This window comes from Beijerinckia sp. 28-YEA-48 (genome assembly GCF_900104955.1).
Taxonomy (GTDB): Bacteria; Pseudomonadota; Alphaproteobacteria; order Rhizobiales; family Beijerinckiaceae; genus Terripilifer.
In genome coordinates this window covers 843,889-859,755 of record NZ_FNSI01000001.1, presented here as the reverse complement: position 1 = coordinate 859,755, position 15,867 = coordinate 843,889, and the positions used below count along the sequence as shown (strand labels likewise).

Annotated in this window: 16 protein-coding genes; 6 read left to right on the top strand and 10 right to left on the bottom strand. The window is 63.3% G+C overall.

Translation table 11 applies throughout. The features are described from left to right. The first annotated feature begins 1 nt into the window (after position 1). The 3 genes from BLW50_RS04075 (at position 2) to BLW50_RS04065 (ending at position 2,730) form a co-directional block, all read left to right on the top strand. Positions 2–799 (top strand): alpha/beta fold hydrolase, encoded by a 798-nt coding sequence (locus BLW50_RS04075; RefSeq protein ID WP_090697816.1) that lies wholly within the window; start codon positions 2–4, stop codon positions 797–799. Continuing rightward, positions 786–1,610, top strand: a complete 825-nt coding sequence (locus tag BLW50_RS04070; protein ID WP_210186028.1) for an IclR family transcriptional regulator — start codon at positions 786–788, stop codon at positions 1,608–1,610. The genes BLW50_RS04075 and BLW50_RS04070 overlap by 14 nt, the downstream gene beginning before the upstream one ends. A 145-nt stretch (positions 1,611–1,755) precedes the next feature. Beyond that, positions 1,756–2,730 (top strand): Bug family tripartite tricarboxylate transporter substrate binding protein, encoded by a 975-nt coding sequence (locus tag BLW50_RS04065; RefSeq protein WP_090697808.1) that lies wholly within the window; start codon positions 1,756–1,758, stop codon positions 2,728–2,730. Between the two features lie 63 nt (positions 2,731–2,793). Here BLW50_RS04065 and BLW50_RS04060 read toward each other — a convergent pair whose 3' ends face one another. Further along, positions 2,794–3,795 carry an isocitrate lyase/PEP mutase family protein gene (locus tag BLW50_RS04060; protein WP_090697805.1) on the bottom strand — a complete coding sequence of 334 codons (1,002 nt, stop codon included), beginning with the start codon at positions 3,793–3,795 and terminating at the stop codon, positions 2,794–2,796. Positions 3,796–3,964: 169 nt separating this feature from the next. Here BLW50_RS04060 and BLW50_RS04055 point away from each other — a divergent pair, with 169 nt between their 5' ends. Then, positions 3,965–4,909: a VOC family protein gene (locus BLW50_RS04055; protein WP_139267453.1), complete on the top strand. Its 945-nt coding sequence runs from the start codon at positions 3,965–3,967 to the stop codon at positions 4,907–4,909. Between the two features lie 203 nt (positions 4,910–5,112). Here BLW50_RS04055 and BLW50_RS04050 read toward each other — a convergent pair whose 3' ends face one another. Together BLW50_RS04050 and BLW50_RS04045 are read right to left on the bottom strand one after the other, a co-directional pair. After that, positions 5,113–6,105: a Bug family tripartite tricarboxylate transporter substrate binding protein gene (locus BLW50_RS04050; protein WP_090697802.1), complete on the bottom strand. Its 993-nt coding sequence runs from the start codon at positions 6,103–6,105 to the stop codon at positions 5,113–5,115. A 38-nt stretch (positions 6,106–6,143) separates the two neighbouring features. Further along, positions 6,144–7,280 (bottom strand): cobalamin-independent methionine synthase II family protein, encoded by a 1,137-nt coding sequence (locus tag BLW50_RS04045; protein WP_170849974.1) that lies wholly within the window; start codon positions 7,278–7,280, stop codon positions 6,144–6,146. A 363-nt stretch (positions 7,281–7,643) separates the two neighbouring features. Between BLW50_RS04045 and BLW50_RS04040 the strand changes: the two genes are divergently transcribed. Beyond that, a complete protein-coding gene (locus tag BLW50_RS04040; RefSeq protein WP_139267452.1) occupies positions 7,644–8,027 on the top strand; it encodes a hypothetical protein in 384 nt (127 codons plus the stop codon). A gap of 287 nt (positions 8,028–8,314) precedes the next feature. Here the strand turns inward: BLW50_RS04040 and BLW50_RS31215 are convergent, their stop codons facing one another. The 4 genes from BLW50_RS31215 to gatC all read right to left on the bottom strand — a co-directional run bounded on the left by BLW50_RS31215 (position 8,315) and on the right by gatC (position 12,497). Next, positions 8,315–8,440 carry a hypothetical protein gene (locus BLW50_RS31215; RefSeq protein WP_280141447.1) on the bottom strand — a complete coding sequence of 42 codons (126 nt, stop codon included), beginning with the start codon at positions 8,438–8,440 and terminating at the stop codon, positions 8,315–8,317. Between the two features lie 652 nt (positions 8,441–9,092). After that, complete coding sequence (gene gatB, locus BLW50_RS04035; RefSeq protein WP_090697792.1) at positions 9,093–10,583, bottom strand: Asp-tRNA(Asn)/Glu-tRNA(Gln) amidotransferase subunit GatB; 1,491 nt, start codon at positions 10,581–10,583, stop codon at positions 9,093–9,095. Between the two features lie 106 nt (positions 10,584–10,689). Then, a complete protein-coding gene (gene gatA / locus BLW50_RS04030; RefSeq protein WP_090697789.1) occupies positions 10,690–12,213 on the bottom strand; it encodes an Asp-tRNA(Asn)/Glu-tRNA(Gln) amidotransferase subunit GatA in 1,524 nt (507 codons plus the stop codon). Further along, entirely contained in the window at positions 12,210–12,497 is a 288-nt protein-coding gene (gene gatC / locus BLW50_RS04025; RefSeq protein ID WP_090697787.1) for an Asp-tRNA(Asn)/Glu-tRNA(Gln) amidotransferase subunit GatC, read from the bottom strand. The genes gatA and gatC overlap by 4 nt, the downstream gene beginning before the upstream one ends. Before the next feature lie 163 nt (positions 12,498–12,660). Here gatC and ruvX point away from each other — a divergent pair, with 163 nt between their 5' ends. Then, complete coding sequence (gene ruvX / locus BLW50_RS04020) at positions 12,661–13,140, top strand: Holliday junction resolvase RuvX (RefSeq protein WP_090697783.1); 480 nt, start codon at positions 12,661–12,663, stop codon at positions 13,138–13,140. Between the two features lie 74 nt (positions 13,141–13,214). Here the strand turns inward: ruvX and BLW50_RS30595 are convergent, their stop codons facing one another. The 3 genes from BLW50_RS30595 to plsY all read right to left on the bottom strand — a co-directional run bounded on the left by BLW50_RS30595 (position 13,215) and on the right by plsY (position 15,790). Beyond that, positions 13,215–13,814, bottom strand: a complete 600-nt coding sequence (locus tag BLW50_RS30595; protein WP_090697779.1) for a hypothetical protein — start codon at positions 13,812–13,814, stop codon at positions 13,215–13,217. A 162-nt stretch (positions 13,815–13,976) separates the two neighbouring features. After that, the gene (dprA, locus tag BLW50_RS04010; RefSeq protein ID WP_244544131.1) at positions 13,977–15,197 is read right to left on the bottom strand and encodes a DNA-processing protein DprA; all 1,221 of its coding nucleotides are present in this window, start codon (positions 15,195–15,197) and stop codon (positions 13,977–13,979) included. Then, positions 15,194–15,790: a glycerol-3-phosphate 1-O-acyltransferase PlsY gene (plsY, locus tag BLW50_RS04005; RefSeq protein WP_090697776.1), complete on the bottom strand. Its 597-nt coding sequence runs from the start codon at positions 15,788–15,790 to the stop codon at positions 15,194–15,196. Before plsY ends, dprA begins: the two co-directional genes overlap by 4 nt. Between the last annotated feature and the right edge of the window lie 77 nt (positions 15,791–15,867).

Here is a 15,867-nt window from a genome sequence, read left to right as displayed (position 1 = left end):
GATGCAGGACACGCAGGAGATCGTCTGGCAGGAAAACGGCACCGGCACGCCGCTGGTGCTGCTGCACGGCATCGGCTCGTCGGCTGCCTCCTGGGCGGCGCAGCTCGCCTATTTCGGCCAACGCCATCGCACCATCGCCTGGAACGCGCCTGGCTATGGCGGCTCTACGCCCCTGCACGAGGAAGCGCCTGAAGCCTCCGCCTATGCGCAGGCGCTGGCCGGCCTGCTCGACCGGCTGGGTGTCGGCCAAGTGCATTTGGTCGGCCATTCGCTTGGCGCGCTGATGGCGGCGCGTTTCGCCGCGCAATATCCGCAGCGCATTCTCACGCTCACCCTTGCCTCCTGCGCCATCGGCCACGCCAAACTGCCGGCAGAGGAACGCGCGCGCATGCTCAACGGCCGCGTCGACGACGTGATGACGCTTGGCCCGCGCGCCATGGCCGAGAAGCGCGGTCCGCGCCTGCTGGGACCACGCGCCAGCGAAACCGCCATCCGCAAGGTCGTCGACGTCATGGCGAGCGTCGATCCCAAGGGCTATGCCCAGGCCGCCCGCATGCTGTCGCAAGGCAACATGCTCGATGACGTCGCCACCCTACCCGCCGCCATGCCGGTGCAGGTCGTCTACGGCACCGCCGATGTGATCACGCCGCCCGCCGCCAACGAGCGGGTCGCCGCCGCGCGGCCCGGCACGCCGATCACGGCCATCCCCGACGGCGGCCACGCCGTCTATGTGGAAATGCCGGAAGCCTTCAACGCTGTCATCGATGCATTTCTGGAGGGACATGATGAACGGCCCTGACATGATGCCGGAGGGCAAATATATTGTCCCGGCGCTGACCCAGGGACTGTCCGTCCTCGGCCTGTTCTCGCGCGAACGTCCCGTTCTCGCACCGCCCGATATCGCCCGCGAGCTGAGCCTGTCGCGCGCCACGGTGTTCCGCCTGCTGCACACGCTCGAAACCCTGGGCTACCTGCAGCGCGACATCAACGACCGGCAATATCGCTTGGGGCCTGCCGTGCTCGGCCGCGGTTTCGCCTATCTCGCCTCCCTCGATCTCGTCGAAGTGGCGCAGCCGGCGCTGCGTAAACTGCGCGACAACACCGGCATGTCCTCGCATCTGGTGATGCGCGACCGGCGCGAAGTGGTCTATCTCGCCCGCTTCCCGGCCCATTCGGCGCTGGCCAGCAGCGTGCAGGTGGGCACGCGCTTTCCCGTGCATGGCACCATTCTCGGCCGCATGCTGATCTGCGAACTCGACGACACGGAACTGCGGGAGCTTTTTCCCGAGCCGGCCCTGCCGCGCTTCAGCGAGCAGACGCCGAAGACGCTGCCCGCTCTGAAGAAGCTGCTCAAGGAGGATCGCGAGCGCGGCTATGCGGTGAGCCAATCCTTCTTCGAACGCGGCATCAGCGCCATCGCGGCGCCCCTGCGCGACAACAACGGCCGGATCGTCGCGGCGATCAACGTCACCGCTGTCGACACCACCGTCGCGCCCGAAGAAATGGTCGGCCGGCTCAAGGATATCGTGCTGACGGCGGCGCGCGAGATTTCCAGCCATATTTCCAGCGAACAGGCATTGGCTCGCACGCTGGCCAGCGCTGGCAAGTAAGACTGCCAAATAAATCGCAACGTAAAGTACCGGGTCACATTCGCGTGACGCGCCGGCACGCATCTCCCTGGCTATGCTTGCAAGCCCCGCCACACTCGTCCTAGCTTGCCTGTAACGGCGTCAGCCGACATGGGGAGGAAACGGAATGAAGAGGGCGAACTTTTTCGCTGTCGCGATGCTTTTGGCCGCGAGCACGAGTGCGCAGATCACCAGCGCGCAGGCGCAAACGCAGACGCCAGGCTCGATCCTCACCCTCATCGTCGGTTTCGCGGCGGGCGGCTCGGCCGATTCCATCGCCCGGGTGGTCGGCAATCGGCTCGGCGAGAAATATCAGCGCAAGATCGTCGTCGAAAACCGACCAGGCGCCGGCGCCAATATCGCCACCCGCGCCGTGATCAGCGCCACGCCCGATGGCGCTACCCTGCTGATGTCGACGGCGGCGCTCGCCATCAACGAGACGCTCTATCGCAACAAGGGTTTCTCCGCCGACGAGTTGAAGACGATCGCCGTCGTCGCCACGACGCCAGAGGTGTTCGCCATCAACCCCGACAGTTCGGCGCAGTCGCTCAGCGACTTCGTCGCCCAGAACAGAGGCAAGGAAATCGCCTTCGCCACCGCCGGCATTGGCACGAGCTCCCATATCGCGGCTGAATATTTCTTCCGCGAACTGGTCAAGGTCGACGCCAAACATGTGCCGTTCCGCGGCGGTCCCGATGCCACCAATGCGGTGCTGGGCGGCCATGTGCCGCTTGTCGTCTCGTCGCTGTCGGGCTTTGCCGCCCAGGTCGCCGGCGGCCAGTTGCGCGGCCTTGCCGTGGCCTCGCCGCAGCGCATCGCGGTGATCGAGAAAGTCCCGACCTTCTCGGAGAGCGGCTTTAAGGATTTCACCGCCCAGTCCTGGGTCGGCTTCTTCGCCCCCTCCGCCACGCCCTCCGCTGAGATCGACACACTCAACAAGCAGATCGACGAGATCGTCCGCGAGCCGGCGATCCGCGAACGCCTGATCGCTATCGGCTTCAATCCGATGAACGCGGGCAGACAAGAAGCCGAGGACTATTTCCGGCGCGAAATCGCGCGCTGGCGCACCATGGTACAAAGCCTCGGCCTCAGCGTCGAATAAACGACGAACGGGCTCAGCGGTCATCCTAGGGCCTTGCCTAGAGCCTTTGCTGAGCCTTTAGGATCATGTCTTGGCTTTGTCTGGCCCATCGCCGAAGCCCAGCGGCGAGACATGACCATAGGTCGTGTCGTAATCGCGTTGCGCGTCCTGCGGCAGATATTTGGCCTCCAGGTCGCGCACGCCGGTGTAGCCGGTCATTTCGGCGAACTCGAGGGCGCCGAACGGATTGCTGGCGATGCTCTTGCGCCAGTCGCTCAGCGCCGCGACGCCGCGCTTGTTGAAGTCGGCCAGCACATGCCAGGCGGCCTGCATGCCCGCCGACGCCGCCAAGGTCGGATAGAGCGCGATGCGCAGGCCGGTTTTCTCCAGCGCCTCGAAGTCAGGCCCCGGCGGCGTCCCGCCCCAGATCATTAGTACCGGCGCGGGCACCGCCTTGCAGACCTCCTGCAATTGCTCAAGCGACTTGGCTGAGTTGAGCCAGACGAGATCGGCACCACCGTCGCGGGCATAGGCGACGCAGCGGTCGATCGCATCCTCCGCGCTCGATCCTTCCGCGCCGATGGCATCGCAGCGCGCGCAGATGACGAAATCGGGATCGATGGCATCACGCGCCGCCACGGCCGCGCGCAACTTGCCGACCATCTCCTCTTTCGGGATCACCCGGCGGCCGGCGCTGGTGCCGGATTTTTTCGGCGCCTCCTGATCCTCGATCGACATGCCGGCGACACCGGCGCGGACGATCTCCTGCACGCTGAAATGCACGTTCACCGCATTGCCGAAACCAGTGTCGGCATCGAGCAGGATCGGAATGTCCGAGCGCGCGGCGACATGGCGGGCATGGTCGCAGATGTCGCGCAAGCCGATCACGCCGGTATCGGGAACCCCAAGCAGGAACGCCGACATCTGCGATCCAGCGACAAAGAAACATTCGAACCCGGCCCTGGCCGCGATCTTGGCATACATCGGGCTGAAACCGCCCGGCATCACCGTCAGCCCGTCCTTGGCCAAAAGCGCCCGGAACGCCTGCCGCTTGCGCTTCTCGGGATGGATGAATTGGTCTGTCATGTCGTCTCCTCCAGCAAAATTCGCCTGCCCACGCCTGCCAGGATACGTCGCCAGGACACGTTCGCCATGCAGGCCTGCTTTGCCACTCAAAGGCCTTCACATCCAGGGAAAAAGGTGGAAGCTTACCGCCCGGCGAGGGAGGCCAGCGGGCCACCAGGGAGGACGCCTAATGATCAAGGTGCAGGATATCGTCTATGTCGTGTATCGGGCGCCCGATCTCGACAAGATGGAACAGTTTCTGATCGATTTCGGCATGTATCGCGCACTGCGCGAGCCCGACAAACTCTACATGCGCGGCGCCGGCGACTATCCCTATCTTCACGTGACCGAGAAAGGCGAGCCCGGTTTCGCGGCCGTCGGCATGTTGGCGGGCTCGGAGGCCGAACTTGAAGAGGCGGCGCGCCTGCCCGGTTCTTCCGCCATCGAGACCATCGATGCGCCCGGCGGCGGCAAGCGCGTGCGCCTGCAAGGCCCCGACGGCTATCGGATCGATCTGGTGCATGGCATCAAGCGCACCGAGCGCATCGACATCCGCGACCCGCTGGCGATCAATTTCGGCTACGAGAAGAACCGCCTGTTCGAACTGCAACGGCCAAAGAACGAGTCCGCCAAGATCATCCGGCTCGGCCACTGCGTGCTGAAGTTCACCGACGGCAGCGCCGCCCGCGACTGGTTCGTCAACACGCTCGGCATGCTGGTGACGGACCGCCTGCACGTGCCCGACGATCCGAAGGTGACGCTCGGCACGTTCATGCGCTGCAATCGCGGCGACAAGCCGGCCGATCATCACACCATCTTCGCCCTGCACGCCCCCGGCGACATCAACGTCCACCACGTCTCGTTCGAAGTGCAGGATCCGGATGCCGTTCAGCTCGGGCACTATTGGCTACAGGGCAAGGGCTGGAAGCAGGAATGGGGTGTTGGCCGCCACCTGCTCGGCAGCCAGGTCTTCGATTATTGGCGCAGCCCCTGGGGCCATATTTTCGAACACTACGCCGATGGCGACCTGCTCAACGCCAGCGTGCCGCCCGGCGACTATCCAGCCACCCAGGAAAACCTGGCGCAATGGGGACCGGAACTGTCGCCGCGCTTCTTTGAGTCCGTGGTGACGTAGCCTTAGTCGCCTGCTCTGTGTCACCCGGACGCCTGCGCAGCAGGTGATCCGGGATCCAGGGCAAACGCTGACATATTCGCTTTGCAGGCCTATGAGCGGCCGTCACTTGGCATCCGACCACTTGCCCCTGGATACCGGATCACGCTTTGCGTGTCCGGTATGACACCAAGGTTGCGGCAAGCGATCAGGATCGCGCGTGGCGCCTATTCCTTCTGGATCTTCGCCGCCTCGGCGATCTTCTTCCAGTTCTCGAATTCGGCTTTGACGATCCGCGCCATATCCTCGGGCGATTGCGAAATGCGCTGATCGGCGCCGACGCCGAACAGGAATTTCTTGGTCTCCGGCCGTTTGACGATCTCGGTCAGCCAGCCGTGCATCTGGTTGACGATCGCATCGGGCGTATCCTTGGGAAACCAGGCGGCCCAGATCACCGAATAGGCGAAGTCGGGCACGCCCGCCTGCTGCATGGTGAGCAGGCTAGGCGCCGCCGACACCGGCGTGGCCGGCGTCGAGGCCAGCAGGCGCAGCCGCCCCTGCGCGGCCTGCGCCATGGCCAGCGTAATGTCGGGGAAGAAGAAATCGATCAGACCGGCGGTCGTGTCGCCGGCGGCATCGCCAGCGCTTTTGTAGTTAACCTGTGTCGCCTCGGCGCCGATCTTCTGCAGAAAGAGGCTGGCGGCGACCATGGCGCTCGACGTCTGCGCACCATAGCGGGCCCGGCCGTTCTTCTCCTTGATGAACCTGGTCAGGTCGGCGACCGAATGCACGTCGAGCTTCGGATTGACAGCCAGCGCCAGACCCAACTCGTTCAAGGTCGCTACCGCCTTCAACGCCGTGACCGGATCGTAATCGGCGCTCTTCATGAACAGCGGATTGCCGACATAGGCCGAGGCGCCGGTGATCAACAGCGTATAGCCATCCGGCTTGGCATCCATCGCGGCCTGATTGCCGACATGGCCGTTGGCGCCCGGACGGTTCTCGACGATGACCGGCTGACCGGTCAGGTCGCTGAGCCCCTTCGCGTAATAGCGCACCATCAGGTCGCCACCGCCGCCCGCCACATAGGTGCAGATCACCTTGATCGGGTGGTCGGGATAGGCCGCCAGCGCCGGCCATGACGCCAGAGCCAGAGGAAAGGCGAGAGGACAGACAAGGGCAACGACGGCGCTCCATCGGCGCAGAAATCTGACGCGCATCACCTGCCCTCCCTCTGCCGGATCAACTGAGCTCGATCTCAGCCCCAAACCTCTTGGGCAACCTCACCGATCCGCTCCAGCTTGCGGCGCTGATCGTCGAAGCTCATATGCGCCCCGTCGCGGGTCGCCGCGCCTTGAAAACCGCACTGGCTGCTGATGGCGAGGCGCTCGATCGGGCAGTGTTCGGCAGCGCTCTCGATGCGGCGCAGCAATTCATCGCGGCTTTCAAGACGCGGGTTCGTGCTGCTGACCAGGCCCAGCACCGCCACCTTGCCCTTGGGCAGATGCCGCAACGGCTCGAAACCGCCCACCTTGTCGCTGTCATATTCGAGCAGATAGCGATCGACATGCAGCAGCTCGAACAGACGTTCGGCCAGCCAGTCATAGCCACCCTTGCCGCGCGCGAAACCAGCACGGCTGCCCCGGCACAGATGCATCGCCAAGGTCAGCCCCGGCCGGCGCACCGCGTCGTAGCAGGCATTTTCCAACGCGATGTCTTCCTCGAGCGCCTGGTCGGCGTCGAGCCCCTCCTCCACCATGATCGCTAGCCGCGCCGGATCGGCATAGACGGTGAAGCCCTCGTCGAGTTGGAGATAGGCGCACCCTTCCCGCGCCAGCGCCTTCATTTCGCCCGTGACAATGTCACCAAGATCGACGCGCAGCGCGTTGGCATCGGGATAGGCTTTGTCCGTATCGCCGCGGCGATAGCTCTGCCGTGCGATCATCGCCGGGCTCGGCATGGTGATCTTAAACGGCCCCGGCGCGTGGCCGCTCAGAAAGGCGGCATCGACACCGGCCAGTCGCTGCTTTTGCCGCACCTGGCCGGTGATCGCCTTGGTATGCATCTGCAACCGGGCGACGGTGCCATCCGGCCGCTTAAACTCCCGGATCGGATATTTTTCCTCAAACCCGTCAACCGCCTCGCTGAACACCGTCTGCCAGGAATCGCGCCGCATCTCGCCATCGGTGAAGATCGCCATGCCAGCGTCTTTCTGCACCTGCAGAACTTCCAGCACCGCCTTGTCTTCCGCCGCCCGCAGGGCTTGGCGATCGATCTGGCCCGTCTTGAAAGCATCCCGCGCATCGAGGAGATGGGGCGGCCGCAACAGACTGCCGACCTGATCGCACCGGTAGTCCGACGCTCTGCTTTCGGCTTTCACATCACCAGCGCTCATCTCGCAATTTCCTTCCCAAGCCCTGGAGTTAGCCGCTGAAATCTCCAGGCGTGCCGTGTCCAACTTTGTCCGACTTCGATGCGGGCGCTCTCCCAGCGGCGGGTTTACTACCCGTCTCTCGCGAGGATCGTACTCGGGTGCCTGAACGACGCAAGGGGCCAACTGAAGCCCAAGGTGTGCCACCATCGGCGGACATCTCCGTCCAACTTTCCGTCAGACGAAACGCCATTTTCCCACGGGAGATTCATCGCGAAGGAGATTCATGCGGAGTAAGATGCTTTATTCCGCCACCGGCATGCATGCGCATCGCGTAGAAGCGCCTGCACCCTTGCATGTGCGGTCATCCTGTGGCCTGAAAGGCTCATGATGGGAAACACAAGCACCCGGCGATGGCTGGTGTACCGCCCCGGCGCGATCTGTTCGCTTATCCTCTCGATCGGGTCAGTGCTTGCCTCGGTCGCCATCACTCCCGCGCTTGCCCAAGGCACGCGGTCGACGCTTCCGACCAATGTCCCACTGCCGCCGCCCCGCCCGCCAAACCTCGATCAGCCGGCACCAGCTACCGAGCCGCAACCACCCGCCGCCCGTCCCGAGACAGAGGTGGAACGCCCGCCCCTCGACCGCGCGACGCTGCGTTATTGCGCCACCCGCTGGCAGGCGATGAAACTGGATGGAACCGCGGCGGGCCGTCTCTGGCGCGACTTCGCCCAGGACTGCGCCCAGCAAAACCGGCGCGACAAGCGCTAGGCTCCAGGGCGTCGAAGGCCCGCGTCTTAGGGCCGAGGCCCTCAAGGTGGGAGTGGCAAAAGCCCCCCAACCGCAGGCCCCAAAACAATAGTCCCCCGCATGTTGCCATGCGAGGGACCAGATGAAGATGAGACCTGAACGAAACGATCTGTTAATTGCCTAGACTGTCTGGAGGTAACCCCTCGGCAAACAGGCCGACCAAAACATTTCGCTTATGTCTCCGAACCGCTGAAGTCTGGTCAGCGCTTCGAGCCTGACCAGCCTAAGCCGGTCCGCCCGAAAGCCACTTACTTCTTCTTAGAAGCTTTCTTCTTGGCGGTCTTCTTCTTGGCAACCTTCTTCTTGGCGGTCGCCTTCTTCACTGCTTTCTTCACGGCCTTCTTGGCCGGTTTACGCTTAGCTGCCTTAGCCATCTGAGGTCCCCTCTAAGTTGACAGCCGACGAGCTTTCGTCGGCATCAGGCAGACATAAGTTAGCGAGGTTAACTAGTTGTGCAAGTCGTCTGCGCGCAACAAGCCGTGTTGCGGGGCCTTTCAGCATGGTCGCGACGCTCTTTCCAACACGTCCGACGACGCATCCAACACGCAGACTTATCGATCCGGATTCAAGAAAGTGTACCCACCATCGACGTGGGTCATCACGCCCTTTCAATCCATTCCCTTCGCGCATCGCCGCGATGCCAAGAAGCATCAAGCGATGATCTTCGCTTAGATGCACCGCAGATCGATTCAATAAGAAAACTCATTGATTCTCCTGAAAAACTGAATTGACGACGTAAAGCGCAACGGCTTCCGATTCTCATCGGTGCAAGGTGGCGCATCGCAATCGCATCGATCATCATCGCATCAGCGCCGACGCTTCGCGCATGACGTCGAAGGCAGCGAGTCAAAGGATGCCGGCGCGTGTTTACGGATTAACGCGCAAGCATTCCGAAGGGTGTCGCCGACGCGTCGGCAACACCTCAAAAAAAATTTTGGGAATAGAGAAAATTTTGGCGCTTGTGATCACCGCCAAAACCCAAAATCGCGCAACTGCCCCGAATCGGGGTGGTATGATTCGACCGATTTAGAGTTCGAGTTTGCGCTTCAGGAGGTCGTTCACGACCTGCGGATTAGCCTTACCGCCGCTCTGCTTCATGACCTGTCCGACGAACCATCCAAGCATCGTCGGCTTCACCCGAACCTGCGCGACCTTGTCCGCGTTGTCGGCGACGATGGCATCGATCACCGCCTCGATCGCACCGGTGTCGGTGACCTGCTTCATGCCGCGCGCGTCGACGATGGCGTGCGGGTCGCCGCCTTCCTTCCAAACGATCTCGAACACGTCCTTGGCGATCTTGCCGGAGATGGTGGAGGCCGCCATCAGGTCGAGGATGGCGCCAAGCTGCTCGGCCGAAACCGGCGAAGCCGTGATCTCGATGCCTTCCCGGTTCAACCGGCCGAACAGTTCGTTGATCACCCAGTTGGCCGCCGTCTTGGCGTCTCGCCCACGGGCAACGGCTTCGAAATATTCAGCGGACTCGCGTTCGCTCGCCAGCACGTTGGCGTCGTAAGCCTGCAGCCCATAGTCGTTCATGAAGCGGGCGATCTTGGCGTCCGGCAGCTCGGGCAATTCCGCCGCAAGCGCATCCACGAACGCCTGATCGAATTCGAGCGGCAGGAGATCCGGGTCGGGGAAATACCGATAGTCGTGCGCCTCCTCTTTGGAGCGCATGGAACGCGTCTCACCGCGCGCCGGGTCGAAGAGACGGGTCTCCTGATCGATGCTGCCGCCATCTTCCAGGATGGCGATCTGCCGCCGCGCTTCCACATCAACCGCCTGGCCGATGAAGCGGATCGAATTGACGTTCTTGATCTCGCAGCGCGTGCCGAGAGGCTCGCCAGGACGGCGCACCGAAACGTTCACGTCGGCGCGCAGATTGCCCTTCTCCATGTCACCATCGCAGGTGCCGATGTAACGCAGGATCGTGCGCATCTTGGAAACATAAGCGCGTGCTTCGTCGGCCGAACGGATGTCCGGTTTTGAGACGATTTCCATCAGCGCCACACCGGATCGGTTGAGATCGACCAGACTGTTGTCGGGCGACTGGTCATGCACCGACTTGCCGGCGTCCTGTTCCAGATGCAGCCGCTCGATGCCGACGCGGATCTGCTCGGTCGGCGACACATCGACGACGACTTCGCCTTCGCCGACGATCGGGCTTTTGTACTGGCTGATCTGATAGCCCTGCGGCAAATCAGGATAAAAATAATTCTTACGATCGAAGACCGAGCGCAGGTTGATCTGCGCCTTGAGGCCGAGGCCCGTGCGCACCGCCTGCTTGACGCATTCCTCGTTGATCACCGGCAGCATGCCGGGCATGGCGGCATCGACCAGAGAGACATGGCTGTTGGCGTCGCCACCGAAGGTGGTCGAGGCGCCGGAGAACAATTTGGCGCGCGAATTCACCTGCGCGTGGATCTCCATGCCGACGACGATTTCCCAATCGCCGGTGGCGCCCCTGACGAGCTTCGAGGACTTGGCTGCTGCGGACTTGGTTGCTGCGGATGCGCTCATGTCTGTCTTCCAGAGTTCTCTATGGCATTTTCGCGCGCAGCAGATGCCAGTTCGCGCCAAGAAAATGCATCAAAACAAAACAGCTAGGATCCGGTTTAACCGGGTCCTAGGACCACCACGCCTCGGGCAGGCTGATCCGACCTGCCGCCTGTTCGATCGCTACGGCCAATGTGAACAGGGTCTGTTCTTCAAACGGCTTGCCGATGAGCTGCAGGCCAAGCGGCAGCCCGTCACGTGACAGGCCCGCCGGCACCGCGATGCCGGGCAGCCCCGCCATGTTCACCGTCACCGTGAAGATGTCGTTCAGATACATCTCGATCGGATCGGCTGAGCCCTTCTCGCCAATGCCGAAAGCCGCCGACGGTGTCGCCGGTGTCAGAATGGCGTCGACGCCCGCGGCGAACACGGTCTCGAAGTCGCGCTTGATCAGCGTGCGGATCTGCTGCGCCTTGACGTAATAGGCGTCGTAGTAGCCCGCCGACAGCACATAGGTGCCGATCATCACGCGCCGCCGAACTTCCTTGCCGAAGCCTTCAGCCCGCGTGTTCTCGTACATGCCGACGATGTCCTTGCCGGGCATCCGCAGGCCGTAGCGCACGCCGTCGTAGCGGGCGAGATTGGACGAGGCTTCCGCCGGCGCGACGATGTAATAGGCCGGCAAAGCGTAGCGCGTGTGCGGCAGGCTGATGTCGACGATCTCGGCGCCCGCGTCCTTCAGCCAGGCAATGCCCTGCTGCCACAGCGTCTCGATTTCCTCGGGCATGCCGTCGAGGCGATATTCCTTCGGGATGCCGATGCGCATGCCGCGCACGGAGGCGCCGATGGCCTTCTCGTAATCGGGCACCGGCAGATCGGCGCTCGTCGTATCCTTCGGATCGTACCCGGCCATCGAGCCGAGCAAGATGGCGCAGTCGCGCACCGTGCGGGCGATGGGGCCCGCCTGATCAAGCGAGGAGGCAAACGCCACCATGCCCCAGCGCGAGCAGCGGCCATAGGTGGGCTTGATGCCAACCGTGCCGGTGAACGCCGCTGGCTGGCGGATCGAACCGCCAGTGTCGGACGCGGTGGCGGCAAGACACAGGCGCGCCGCGACAGCAGAAGCCGAACCGCCCGAAGATCCGCCGGGCACGAGCAAGCCATGCTTGTCGGCTTTGAGCGCCGCCGCCCTACCCTGTTCAACCGTCCAATTCGGCGGCAGCCAGGGCGAAGCGACCGGTCCATAGAACGAAGTCTCGTTCGACGAGCCCATGGCGAACTCGTCCATGTTGAGCTTGCCGAGCATCACCGCGCCATCGCGCCACAGTTGCGCGGTGACGCTGGATTCATAGACCGGCTTGAAGCCATCGAGGATGTGGCTGCACGCCTGGGTGTGAACACCCTGGGTGGCGTAAAGATCCTTAACGCCGATCGGCAGCCCCTCGAGCGGACCAGCGGCGCCGCGCGCGATCTTCTCGTCGGAGGCTTTCGCCATGGCCAGCGCCTGTTCCGGCGTCTCGACGATGAAGGCATTCAGGGCGCGCGCGCCGGCAACCGCATCGATATGCGCTTGGGTCAGTTCGGTGGCCGAGAGGCTGCGCTTGGTAAGAGCGTCGCGCGCCTCGGCGAGGGTCAGGTCGGTCGGCCGCGTCATTCGATCACCTTCGGAACGACGAAGAAATGTTCCTCGCGCTGCGGCGCATTGGCGACGACAGCATCGGCGCCCGCCTGGTCGCTCACCACGTCGGCACGCATGCGCATGCTCATGGGAATGACCGATGTCATCGGCTCAACGCCGGCAACGTCCGCCTTGTCGAGCTCGGCGACGAAAGACAGGATGGCGTTGAGTTCGCCGGCGAGGTGCGGCACCTCTTCTTCTGTGACGGCGATCCGCGCCAGATGCGCAATACGCCGCACGGTCGCGTGATCGACCGACATGAAATCCCCATATGGTTGAAAGCTGCGCGGCTATAGCATTTGCGCGGGCCGCCGGGCAAATTTAAGCCGAATCAGCCTGAATATTAGCCAGCCGGTCCGTTCTGGCACCGGATTGGCTGCCGGGCGACGAGACAGACAGCCACCGCCATGATAGGCCGCCCCGATGAGCGTCGAAATCGTCACCCCCGAAACCCTGTTGCCCCGGCTGCACGCGCGCTCGCGTCTCATGGGCATCGATCTCGGCACGAAAACCATCGGTCTGGCGATCTCCGACGTCGAGCGGCGCATCGCCACGCCGCTGGAGACCATCAAGCGGGTCAAGTTCAGCAAGGATGCGGCCCGCATGCTGGAGCTTGCCAAGACCTATGACATCGCCGCGTTCATCATCGGCCTGCCGTTGAACATGGATGGCAGCGAAGGCCCGCGCGCCCAATCGACCCGCGCCTTCATCCGCAGTTTCGCCGCGCTCGATCAAAGACCGTTCCTGTTGCAGGACGAGCGCCTGTCGACAGCTGCCGTCACCCGGCAATTGATCGAACAGGACGTCTCGCGCGCTAAGCGGGCCGAAGTGGTCGATCGCATGGCCGCCGCTTATATTCTGCAAGGCGTTCTCGACCGACTGCAGCGGCTCAGCCAAGGCTGAACGAAAAGGCTGAATGAAAAACGTCGCGGCACATCGATGCCGCGACGTCTTGATTTCAATCCAACGGCTCAGGCTTATTTGATGCGCATGGTCGTGGCGCCACCATGGAAACCACCGCCATGGAAACCGCCACCTCCGTGAAAGCCGCCGCCGCCGATAACCCGGCCGCCACCGCCAAAACCACCGCCATGGAAGCCGCGATAGCCCGGGACTATCGCCGTCGTGCGGCCGTAGAACGGACGGTGACCGTATCCGCCGTAGCGATAACGCGGCCCGTAATAGGCCGGCGCCGCATAGCCGTAGTTGTAGCCGTAATAGCCCGGTCCGTAGCCGTAGCCCGGCCCGTAGTAGTAGCCATTGTTGTAGCTATCCGCCGCGATGGCGGCGCCGATACCGGCCGCGAACACGCCGAACGCAGCCGCCGGGCCGTAGCCGCGATGCCCGTAACGCACATGACGCCCGTAACGCACATGATGGCGCGTCGCTCTATGCCGCTTCACCACATGCCGCTTTTTCGCGACATAGCGCACATCCTGCACCATTGGCGAAGCTTCAGTCGCCGCCTTGCCCAGCGACGAGTCCATCGGCAAGGCCGAAGCCTGGCCGATCAGTCCAATTGCGAAGGCCGCGCCGGCCAAGACCGGCAGTACCTTCATCGGTTTGCTCGAAAACATGACGCAGTCCCCTTATGAAAGAGGCCGGCCTGTTCAGCCGACCATTTGGGGCTGAACTTATCGGCACCTACCTGAATGTAGGTTGAACGCTTTGCCAGACAAGGAGTTGCATTGCCGGTATGCAATCACAGGTTGTGATGCTTAAAATCGAGCCAAAACAGCCTATGGCATCAGTGTGATACGGTTGCCGCCTTGGCGGCCGATGGCGCCCTGAAGGTCAAGCTCCAGGATCGCGGCCTGAACTTCCGCCACCGGACGTCCCGTGACGCGCACGAGATCATCGATCGACACCGGCGATGGCCCCAGCAAGGCGCGCAAACGCTCGACGAAATCCTGTGGCACGACGCTGCGGGCAAAGGCAGGCGCGAGCGGTTGCTGCGAGACCGTCTCATCCGCGCCATCGCGCGGCGCGATGGCCTCGAAGAGATCCGGCGCGTCTTCATCAGACGCGGCTTGCGCGCCCTGACGTTGCGGACCTGTCACCATCAATGGTTCCAGCGCTTCGATCACGTCGGCGCTGCGTGTGCATAGCGTCGCACCTTGGCGCAACAAATCATTGGTGCCTTCAGCGCGCGGATCGAACGGCGAGCCTGGAACCGCGAACACTTCCCGGCCCTGCTCATTGGCATAGCGCGCCGTGATCAGCGAACCAGATCGCCGCGCCGCTTCGACAACCACGGTGCCCAGCGCCAAGCCCGAGACAATGCGATTGCGGCGCGGAAAATCGCGTCCGCGCGGCACCCATGCCAGGGGCATTTCGGAGATGACCGCGCCGCGTTCGCACATCGCCTCGGCCAACGGCACATTCTCCGCCGGATATATCTTGTCGAGACCACCGGCGAGCACCGCCACGGTGCCTGTCGCCAACGATGCGCGATGCGCGCTCTCATCGATACCGCGCGCCAGACCAGAGGCGATCACGAAACCGGCCTCGCCCAATTCCTGCGCCGTGGCGGTCGCGAATTTCGCGCCATAGACCGAGGCGTTGCGCGAACCAACGATCGCCACCATCGGCCGCGCCAAAACATCGAGATTGCCAAGCACGGCGATCACTGGCGGCGGCGCGTCGATGGCGCGGAGCGCCTGCGGATAAGCACTGTCATCCAGCGTCAGGAACTGCCCGCCCTTTCGGCGCAGCATGTCCAACTCGCGCTCGCAATCTTCGCGTACCGCGAGACGAATGGCGCGCGCGCCGCTCTGCTTGGCGATGAGACGCGGCAAGGCATTCAGCGCCGCTGTGGCGCTGCCGAAACGTTGCAGGAGCGATTGAAACGTGCGCGGACCGATATTGTCGCTGCGGGTGAGCTGCAGCCAGTCCAGCAAATGCGCGTCTGGCAAATGCGCGTCGGAAAGACGATGTCTTTCGGCGCGCGCTTCCGTCACGGCTTCTGGCCGATCTTGGTTTCGGTGCCGTCCATCAGCCGCGAAATATTCGGCCAGTGCTTGAACCACAGCAACGCGGTTAGAGCGACGAAGAGTTCGACCGCTTCGGGGCGTCCCATGAGCCACAGCGCCAGCGGCGTCGCGGCACTCGCGGCAAGCGCCGCCACCGACGAATAGCGCGTGATCGCCGCGACACCGAGCCAGACCACCGCGAACACAAGCGCGCCCGGCCAGGCAAGACCCAAGGCGCAGCCAAGGAAAGTGGCGACGCCCTTGCCGCCCTTAAACTTGAGCCAGACCGGATAGAGATGACCCAGAAAAGCGCCAAGGCCGGCGATGATCGCTTGATATTCGCCGAGCTGCGCGCCGATCAGCACGGCAATCGTGCCTTTCAGCGCATCGAGCACCAGGGTTCCCGCCGCGAGTCCCTTATGCCCGGTGCGCAGCACATTGGTCGCGCCGATATTGCCCGAGCCGATGGAGCGCAGATCCTCCATCCCGGCGAGCTTCGTCAGCACCAGGCCAAAGGGGATCGAGCCCAGGAGATAGCCGATGGCAAGCGCGATCAGGTTTTGCGGCAGATCCAGAAACATGTCTTCTCGTAGTCTAGAGCCCGGCAAGAAAGGTGACATTAACGCGCTTCGCCGCAACGGCAAACCGCATCCACCCA